The organism is Methylophaga sp. UBA3613, from assembly GCF_002375415.1.
Lineage (GTDB): Bacteria > Pseudomonadota > Gammaproteobacteria > Nitrosococcales > Methylophagaceae > Methylophaga.
In genome coordinates this window covers 1-10086 of the sequence record NZ_DFLS01000010.1, presented here as the reverse complement: position 1 = coordinate 10086, position 10086 = coordinate 1, and the positions used below count along the sequence as shown (strand labels likewise).

Genomic DNA, 10086 nt, shown 5'->3' with positions numbered 1-10086 from the left:
ATGGGGTCCTAGGGATTTTGCCTCCAAATACTGCAAAAACCGTTGAAGGCCCCGTATTTACTGGCCTCCAAGCCACTATTAATTTTAATTTAGCTCGAGTTTCAGTATCTTCTTCGGCCTTTGGGTCAAAGAATGAGCAGAACCAAGCGACTATCAATTCTCACTGCCGCTGAAATCGAGGATTTATACGGCGTCCCCTCCTTCAACGAATCGTATCAACGGTTTTACTTCACGCTGAATGATAAAGAGCGCGCTGAGCTGACCAGAATAAGGCAGCGCAAGTACCGCTGTATCGCCATCGCATTGTTGGGCTATTTCAAATGCAAACCCATCTTGCTCAATCCGACGTTTAAATCCATGCAGGATGACTTGGGATTTATCGCGAAAAATCACTTTGATGGCCTGAAATTTCGACGCTTCAGTCTGAAATCCGATCAAAAGTCCCGCATTTATGAACGGATTTTTTCCATGATCGAATATGAAAATTGGAAAGATCCTGAGCATCAACCCCGGCTTGTTGAACACTTATTGGCCTGTGCTGAAAGCTGGGTTGCACCTCGTGCTCTCTTTGATGCAGCGATTGAGTTCCTGGCCCACCAGAAAATTGCCATTCCTGCCTATAGCACCCTGCAGAAGATCGTCAGTCAGGTGGTTAACCAGCATCAGCAGCGACTGCATGAGAAGATCGGCGCCGCGTGTAGCCCAAAATTGACGACTGTACTAAATACACTGGTATCCGGTAATGACCAGCTTACGTTAACACAATTGCGCGGCGGCGCGCGCAATTTCACCGGCACCGAGTTGCAGAAAGAACTCGCGGTGTATCACCACATTCAACCGCTGATGGCAGAGGTGACCGTTGTCCTCGACTCGCTTTCTCTGTCTCAAAAAAATCAGCAGCACTATGCCGAACGGATTCAATATTACGGCGCCAAAATCAAGCGTCAGTCGCCAGAGAACCAGTGCCTATATCTGCTTTGCTACCTACAGTTTCGATATCAGGAGGGGTTGGAACGCATGGCCGAAGGGTTCATTCACCACGTTCGACAGGTAAAGCAACGAGCGCATCAGCTGGCGCAGGATCGAGTTTATCGGGATTGGCAAAAGGCGGCTACCAATGTGAGTAAGGCTGCAGAAATCTTGTGCCTGTTTGTTGATGATCGTATCGACCCCAATACGTCATTCCATGCTGTACAGAAACAAGCGTTCCAGGTTCTCAATGCCAACGAGCTGAGTTCAGTCTGCCGGTACCTCGGCAATCAGAAGCAGTCGGCGGATGAGGCGTTCTGGCAACACCTGGATACGGAATCCACGTTGAGAACCGGCCTGTTACGATCACTCTTTTGCTGTCTACGCATCGAAGGCACCGATAAAACACAACGGTTGGCAGCGGTCTTGAGCCAAACTCGACAGGAGCTGGCGGCCGGCAACATGCTCAGAGATGCCAGTATTGACCGGCGTCTACCGCCAAAAGCCACGCGACCACTCTTGTTGAAACCTGACGGCGGCATAGACAAGGCTAGATATGAATGGTTCTTGTATTTGCAGATTCCCAGCCGCCTAAACGGCCAGTTAGTGCTGCCAGAAGTCATACGGTATCGTGCACTGGACGACGATCTGGTAAAACCACAGACTTGGAAAAATCAGAAGCAGGCCTTGGTCGAGGGTACGAAGCAACCCAAAATTACTGAGGATCCAAAGCAACTGATCCCGCGCATGGCGGATCGGTTGACCACTCGGCTATACGAAGTCAGCGACTATCTGGAACGCGTGGACAACAGGGATATCATTCTGCGCCCGAAGGGTGGTAAACACCTTTGGCGCTTACCGACCACCGGCAAAAAACATCTGGTGAACAATCCGTTCTTCCAGCAAATGAGGGCAATCGGAGTCGCCGATGTCTTGCGCGTGGTGGATCAGGATACCGGATTTATTGACGACTTTGAGCACGTGCTGGGCATGACCTCCAAAAGCCGCCAGTATGAAGTGGACCTGTTGGCGATCCTGATCGCCAATGCCACAAACCAGGGCATCTACGGTATCGCCCAGATCTCCGACCGCACCTATGATCAGCTGAGTACCATCCAAGCGAACTACCTTCGGCTGGAAACGTTGAATGCCGCAAATGACCGCATCAACAACGCCACTACGCGACTGAGTATATTTAATCACTACAATATCCAGGATGACAACCTGCATGCCAGCGCTGATGGCCAAAAGTTCGAAGCTAAGCGCGAGACATTCCGTACCCGGTATTCCTCAAAATACTTCGGTACCAGCAAAGGGGTCTCGGCGATCAGCCTGAATGCCAATCATATGGCAATCAATGCCCGGGTGATCGGCGCTAACGAACACGAATCCCATTACATCTTTGACCTCCTGATGAACAACAGTACTGAGATCATCCCGGATACGCTCTCTACTGACACCCATGGGGTAAACCATGTGAATTTTGCTTTACTCGATCTGTTTGGCTACCGGTTCGCCCCCCGATATGCCCAGGTAGGCAGGGTTATCAACGAGATGTTCGATATCTCCGAGGACGAGAGTCAGCGGGTGAGACTCACATTGCGTAAACCCATTAACACGCAGAGTATTATGGAGTGCTGGGACACCATCCAGCGAATTGCCGTGTCACTGGCTCACCGGAAAACCACCCAAGCCATATTGGTCCGGAAACTCTCTGGCTACAAGAAAAACCACCCACTACTGAAGGCGCTGACTGAATATAACCGACTATTGAAGGCCCAATACCTGCTGGATTACATCGATAACGCCAGCCTTAGAAACCACGTGCAACGCGCCTTGAATCGGGGAGAAGCTTATCACCAGTTGCGTAGGGCAATCAGCAACGTGAACAGCGACCGGTTCCGGGGGAATAGCGACGAGGAGATACAAATCTGGAACGAAAGCGCCCGGCTGGTAGCAAATGCCATTATCTACTTCAACTCGAAAGTACTCAGCAACCTGCTGGACAGCTTCGAGGAGCAGGGCAGCGAAAAACACATGGAAACCGTAAAGGGCGCATCACCTGTCGCGTGGGAGAATATCAACTTCCGGGGTACGTATACGTTCGCGCCGACGGGAGAGCTGCCTAAACTGGATGATTTAATGGCGCCGATTGAGGGCTATCGGCCGATAAGTAAAAATTGATGCCTCTCTACAGGCTAGCAAACACGGGGGCTTCGGAGGTTTTTGCAGTATTTGGAGGCAAAATCCCTAGGACCCCTTTTTGGTGAAGGTCAGGTTGCACAACTCGATGAGCTTGTGCCGAAAGATGCGCGTGTTTTAGTGTTGTTTGGTGGACAAAGTGCACGAAAAAACGGCACCCTAGACGAAGTCATTACTGCCCTTGGTAATCGTCATATAGAAGAGTTTGGCGGTATCGAAGCTAATCCTGGTTACAGTACCTTGATGCGTGCGGTTGAGCAGATTCGTCAAAATAAGTTGGATTATCTGTTAGCTGTTGGGGGTGGTTCTGTCATAGATGGCACCAAGTTTGTTGCTGCAGCTGTGCAGTGTGATGGTGACCCATGGCAGGAAATCTTAGTGAATCACGCCACAAATATTCGCCAGGCATTACCGTTTGGTTCAGTGCTTACCCTCCCCGCTACTGGCTCAGAAATGAATGCCAACTCCGTGATCACACGTTACGAAACACAAGAAAAACTGGCATTCAGCAGTAAGCTCGTCTATCCAGTATTTTCTATTTTAGATCCGACCAAAGCCTATACTTTGCCACCACGACAACTGGCGAATGGTGTAGTGGATGCCTTCACGCACATCATGGAGCAATATCTGACTTATCCGGTTAATGCCATGGTGCAGGATCGATTCGCAGAGGGATTATTGCAGACACTCATTGAGATTGGTCCTAAGCTGCTTGAGTCGCCTAATGATTACGATCTGCAGGCCAATTTCATGTGGACAGCGACATTAGCGTTAAACGGCTTGATTGGTGCCGGAGTTCCTCAGGATTGGGCAACTCACATGATCGGTCATGAAATCACCGCACTACATGGGCTGGATCACGCACAAACATTGGCGATTTTATTGCCCACAGTACTGCAGGAACAACGCGAGAAAAAATCCGCCAAATTACTACAGTATGCCGAGCGTGTCTGGGGACTCAACGAAGGCACTGACGACACTAAAATAAACATGGCGATCACAAAAACTCGCGATTTTTTTGAACGAATGGGTGTGAAAACACATCTGAGTGATTACCAGATTAATGCTGATGCTATTCCAGTGATGATCAAACAACTGGCTGAACATGGTCTGACCCAGCTTGGCGAACATAATGATATCGACCTCAAAAAAAGCCAACAAATTCTGCAAGCAAGCCTATAAATAAAGGAGCGCTTTATGACAAAAACAGTTCAATTTTCTCAGGTAGGTGAACCATCCGTTTTATCAATTATTGATGAAACCGTCCCAGCCCCTTCTGCTGATGAAGTACAGATCCAAGTCCATGCTATTGGTCTTAACCGTGCTGAGGCAATGTTCCGCCGTGGCCAATATCTTGAAACACCTGAACTCCCTGCCCGTATAGGCTATGAATGTTCAGGAACCGTTACTGCCGTCGGTGACAACGTCAAACATATCAAAGTTGGTGATGCCGTCAGTACCATTCCCAACTTTTCAATGAACCAATATGGTGCTTATGCAGAAGTCACCAATATGCCAGTTACCGCTGTCACTCATCACCCGGAGAATTTAAGCTGGCAGCAAGCGACATCAGTGTGGATGCAATATTTAACAGCGTATGGTGCCTTGATTGATATTGCCAAAATGCAAGCCAGTGATTATGTATTAATCCCAGCCGCGTCCAGTAGTGTCGGCATTGCTGCCATACAATTATGTAACCTGATTGGTGCCACACCTATTGCGATGACCCGAACAGCTGAAAAGGTAGAACAACTCCATCAGTTAGGGGCTAAACACGTGATTATCAGTGAACAAGATGATGTGGTAGATGCGGTGATGGCGATCACTGAAGGCCGTGGTGTCAATATCGTTTTCGATCCTGTTGCCGGCCCGATGTTAAACACCTTAGCTGAAGCCTGCGCACCATTAGCGATGATCTTTCAATATGGCGCATTAAGTGCTGACCCCACCCCTTATCCGCTGTTCCCCGCATTACAGAAAGGGCTCACAATTCGGGGGTACACGCTATTTGAATTCACCAGCGCTCCAGAACGTTTAAACAAAGCTAAAGAAAAAATCTTTGACTGGTTGAAGCATTCGCAGCTAAGCCCTGTTATCGCTAAAACATTTGAATTTGACGATATTGTCGCGGCCCATAGCTATCTGGAAGCCAATAATCAGTTAGGCAAAATTGTTATTACACTTTGAACTTAGGGATGCACTATGACAGCAATGAATCAACAAACTCAGTCGCTTTTATCACCTATTGAACTGGGTTCCATCAGCTTGAAAAACCGCGTGATAATGGCACCGCTTACGCGTAACCGTGCAGGTGAAGGTTTAGCCCCCACAGATATGAATGTTGAGTATTACCGTCAGCGAGCTTCGGCGGGGCTAATTATCACTGAAGCCACATTAATCTCGGCTCAAGGTATTGGTTATCCGAATACACCAGGCATATACAGCAAAGCCCAGATTGAAGGCTGGAAAAAAGTCACCAAGGCAGTCCATGCAGAAGGTGGCAAGATTGTCTTGCAAATATGGCACTGTGGTCGAGTCTCACATTCATCTATGTTGCCCGGTGGTATGAAACCACAAGCCCCATCAGCCATTAAACCTGCTGGTGAAGTTTATACCTACGAGGGTATAAAACCTTATGAAACACCACAGGAAATGACAAAGGATGAAATCAAGCAGACAATCGATGATTTCAGAACTGCCGCTTATAACGCCTTAACGGCAGGCTTTGATGGTGTCGAAGTGCATTCTGCCAATGGCTATCTGCTTGACCAATTTTTACGTGATGGCAGTAATCAGCGAACGGATGAATATGGTGGCAGTATTGAAAACCGCGCCCGTCTGACCCTAGAAGTCGTTGATGAAGTTTGCAAAATCTGGGGTTCAGACCGTGTTGGTATTCGTTTGTCTCCGTTGCAACCTTTTAATGATATGAAAGACAGTCAGCCCGAAAAAACTTTTGAGTACATTATCAAGGCGCTAAACAAGTTTAACCTGGCGTATTTACATATCACTGAAATGGGCGCTGAAAATCCAGGCGCTGCGGGCCCCGAGTTTGATTTAGGCCTATGTCGTGAGTGGTATCAGGGAACGTATATGACAAACAGTGAATATAATTTTGATACTGCCAATGTAGCGATCCAAAGTGGCGATGCTGACTGTATATCCTTCGGTAAGTTATTCATTGCCAACCCGGATTTAGTTGAACGTTTCTCTACTCGCGCCCCATTGAATACACCTGACAGCGATAGCTTTTATGGTGGTGATGAACATGGTTATATCGATTATCCCTTTCTCACTGAAAAATAACGATATGTAGAAACCAGCACAAACCCCGTTTTATTAGGCAAGCACCATGAGTATCAGTGACGTATCGTGTCCTGATACCACTCAAGCAGCGTATCGATTCTCTGTGATTCAATAATCGATACGCTGCACAGCAGGAAAATACATACTAAAGGAGGATGTATGACACTTAAGACAATAACACAGCTTATGCTAGCCGGTTCGTTAGGACTGATGGGACAGGCTGCATTTGCTGACCGAGCCGATGCGGAAGAAAATCTACACAAGCTCAAGCTGCCAGAAGGCTTTCATATTAATGTTTATGCCGAAGTCGAAGGTGCGCGTCAAATGGCCTTAGGCCAGTCAACAGGCACAGTATTTGTTGGCACACGCGGTAATAATGTCTTTGCGGTAGTCGATAAAAACAAAGATCGTAAAGCCGATAAAGTGGTGAAGATTCTTGATGATTTAAAAGTCGGTAATGGTGTAGCGGTGCATCAAGGCAACCTTTATGTTGCTGAGCAAAACCGTATTGCCATTTACCCCGCTCCGGGTTTCGATCTCAACTTACCATTTAAACAAATGCGTGAGGTTATTTACGATAAGCTACCGGATAAAGCACACCATGGCTGGCGCTATATTGCTTTTGGCCCTGATAACAAGCTTTATGTCACCGTAGGTGCCCCCTGTAATATCTGTAATCCTCAGGGTATTGAAGCCAGCATTATTCGTATGAATGCCGATGGCAGTGATGCTGAAATATATGCCAAAGGTATCAGAAACTCAGTGGGTATGGACTTCCAGCCCGACACTGGCACCCTGTATTTCACTGATAATAACGTCGATATGATGGGTGATGATAATCCACCGGGTGAACTCAATGCCGCACCTAAAGCCGGTATGCACTTTGGTTTCCCTTATTATGCGGGTGGCAAAGCGCAACATCCTGACTGGAAAGACAAACAAGCACCACAAGACGTCACGTTCCCTGTCCAGGAATTCCAGGCACATACCGCAAGTCTGGGTCTCAAATTCTATACAGGTGATATGTTTCCAGCTGACTACAAAGGCGATGCCATTATTGCTCAGCATGGTTCATGGAATAGAACGAGTCCTGTGGGTTACCAGTTAATGCGTGTCACATTTGATGATAATCATCAGGTGACAGGTCATGAAGTCTTTATCGATGGTTGGTTGCAGAATGGTGAGGCCTGGGGACGTCCGACCGATGTATTACAACTTGCCGATGGTTCCTTACTGATTTCTGATGATTATAACGATGTGATTTACCGTGTTAGTTATGGCGATGACAACGCATCTTCAACTGATGCCACGTCTCAATCAAATAGCAAAACAATCACTGATCTGCAGATGCCTGAATCAGCCATTGCAGCACCAGATGGTCGTGTATTTGTCACTGAAATTGGTGAGTTTGGTAAAGCCGGTGACGGTAAAGTCACGGTTATCGATAAGTCCGGACAAAAAACAACGCTGGCTACAGGCTTAAATGATCCCAAAGGCATCGATTTATGGAATAACGAACTGTATATCGCTGATGTCGATCATGTCGTTAAAGTAGATATGAAAGGTGATATCACAGTTATCGCCAAAGCCAAGGATTTTCCCGGAAAACCTGTCTTTCTGAATGATATGGAAATTGATGGTAACGGTACCTTATATGTCTCTGATAGCGGCACTGATGATGGAGAAAATGCCGGCATTTATCAAATTACTCAAGCAGGTAAAGTGAGCGAAATTTTGGATGATAAATCGGCTATTAAACGTCCTAATGGGTTGCTGATGGACGGTAATGACACGCTGTTAGTTGCTGACTTTGGCACAGGTGACTTGTATCGTGCGAATATCAGCTCGGGTAAAACTGAAGCACTGAACAAAGGCTTTGGTGGTGCTGATGGTCTGGTCAGAGACAGCAAAGGCTATCTGTATGTGAGTGATTGGCAAAATGGTAAGGTGTGGCAATTAGTTGAACCTAAAGCAACACCACAATTACTCAGTGATGACTTTGTCTCTGCTGCTGACATTAGTCTCTCAGCAGATGGTCAGTACCTGATGGTGCCGGATATGAAAGGCAGTAAGTTAGTCTATTTACCAATACAGTAATACAATAGAAAATGCCCGGTGTTATTCACCGGGCATTCTAAAATCCGGTGATCACACTTTGTGTCTCTGACGTCTTGAATGTGGGTTGTTTGAAAAAGTTATAACTGTTTTTGTTGTGTGATTTGACTTCATACATCGCAAGATCAGCGTACTTGAGTAATGTCTCAATATTATCAGCATTGAATGGATAGAGCGCGATACCAATGCTAGCACTGATAGTCACACTCATATCAGACTGACATTCTATTGGTTGCTGTAATATATTTAACAGTTTTTCTGCAATACTGCTCGCTTCTGATAAATCCGTGGTTAATCTGGCAAAAACAACAAATTCATCGCCTCCCCAACGTATCGCAATATCTTCAGCACGAATTGAACCTAATAATCGATTTGCAACCGCTATAAGCACTCTGTCTCCTGCTTCATGGCCAAATTGATCATTAACAGGTTTAAACCCATCCAAATCAATCATAAACAGGCCATATGAAAACCGCTTAGAGTCCGAAGATGAGATAAGTTGTTCAATTTTATTCTCACCTGCACCGCGATTATACAAATTGGTTAAGGCATCGACTTCAGCCTGCCCCTTTAACTTTTCTTCCCGATTGCGACGCTCTGAAATATCTTGCAAGACAATTTCAAAAGACGACGTCTTATCATCGTCTGTCATGACCGAAATAAGGCAGTATAACCACCTCGTTTGTGACCCCTCATCAACTTTTATATCAACTGCTCGTGACTCACCACTCGATAAAACTTCAGCAGCAGCTGATTCCAAGCGACTTCTTTCTTCATCAAATAGTGCAAAAAAGGAAAGGGAGTCTTGCTTTGAAATCTTCTGAAAACACTCATCACCAATAATCTGTTTGAAAGACGGGTTATGTAGCCTCATTTTGCCATCAATATCGACAATGGCGATACCGTGACTGGACTGTTCGAAAATATCTCTGAATCGGTTTTCTAACTCTTCCACTTCAAGTCGAAGCGTTCTTTCAAGATTAATATTCTCCTCGACCGAATTTAATAACTCATTTATATCGTGGGTTAATAAACCAATTTCATCGTATTGGTGAGACTGCGTTGGAATAATTCGCTCTTCACTGCCAATCCGAATACCATGCAAACGACTGGCAAGCCGTTTTATTTCAGTTATCAACTGTGTATTTAATAAGAAAATAATAAGTGTGATCAAAACAAACGTCTGAACAGAAATTAATATAACGTGATTGATAGCGGCCTTTCTCGCATCCGACTTAATCAAAGCGACATTCGGCACAAGATTTAATTTACCAACCATTTCACCGCTTGAAAAAGGAGATTCCAAATCAAACTTCATTGTTTGAGCGCCATCAGGTACCGTACCACGTAAAGCTAGCGATTCCTGCGTTGACTTTAACTCCACAGCTTTGACTAAATCACTGCCTGCAATCCCCTCAACGACTTCTTTAGCCAGTGTCAGATCATCTAAATAAGCAGCGATTGCAGCTGTATGGGGTCCTAGGGATTTTGCCT

General features: G+C 46.1%; 6 protein-coding genes. 5 read left to right on the top strand and 1 reads right to left on the bottom strand.

The window, feature by feature from the left end; translation table 11 throughout:
* Positions 1 to 132 precede the first annotated feature (132 nt).
* From B3S93_RS13340 to B3S93_RS13320, 5 genes are all read left to right on the top strand, one after another.
* On the top strand, positions 133 to 3153 hold the full coding sequence (locus tag B3S93_RS13340) for a Tn3 family transposase (RefSeq protein ID WP_011783386.1): 3021 nt from the start codon (positions 133 to 135) through the stop codon (positions 3151 to 3153).
* A 42-nt stretch (positions 3154 to 3195) separates the two neighbouring features.
* Positions 3196 to 4353, top strand: a complete 1158-nt coding sequence (locus tag B3S93_RS13335; RefSeq protein ID WP_292404114.1) for an iron-containing alcohol dehydrogenase — start codon at positions 3196 to 3198, stop codon at positions 4351 to 4353.
* A 15-nt stretch (positions 4354 to 4368) separates the two neighbouring features.
* Entirely contained in the window at positions 4369 to 5358 is a 990-nt protein-coding gene (locus tag B3S93_RS13330; RefSeq protein WP_007145346.1) for a zinc-dependent alcohol dehydrogenase family protein, read from the top strand.
* A 15-nt stretch (positions 5359 to 5373) separates the two neighbouring features.
* Positions 5374 to 6477, top strand: coding sequence for an alkene reductase (locus B3S93_RS13325; protein ID WP_289245437.1), 1104 nt, complete (start codon positions 5374 to 5376; stop codon positions 6475 to 6477).
* A 159-nt stretch (positions 6478 to 6636) separates the two neighbouring features.
* Complete coding sequence (locus tag B3S93_RS13320) at positions 6637 to 8574, top strand: PQQ-dependent sugar dehydrogenase (protein WP_007145348.1); 1938 nt, start codon at positions 6637 to 6639, stop codon at positions 8572 to 8574.
* Positions 8575 to 8611: 37 nt separating this feature from the next.
* Here the strand turns inward: B3S93_RS13320 and B3S93_RS13315 are convergent.
* Positions 8612 to 10086: sensor domain-containing diguanylate cyclase (locus B3S93_RS13315; RefSeq protein WP_289287010.1), on the bottom strand; the 1475-nt coding region annotated here is incomplete at its 5' end.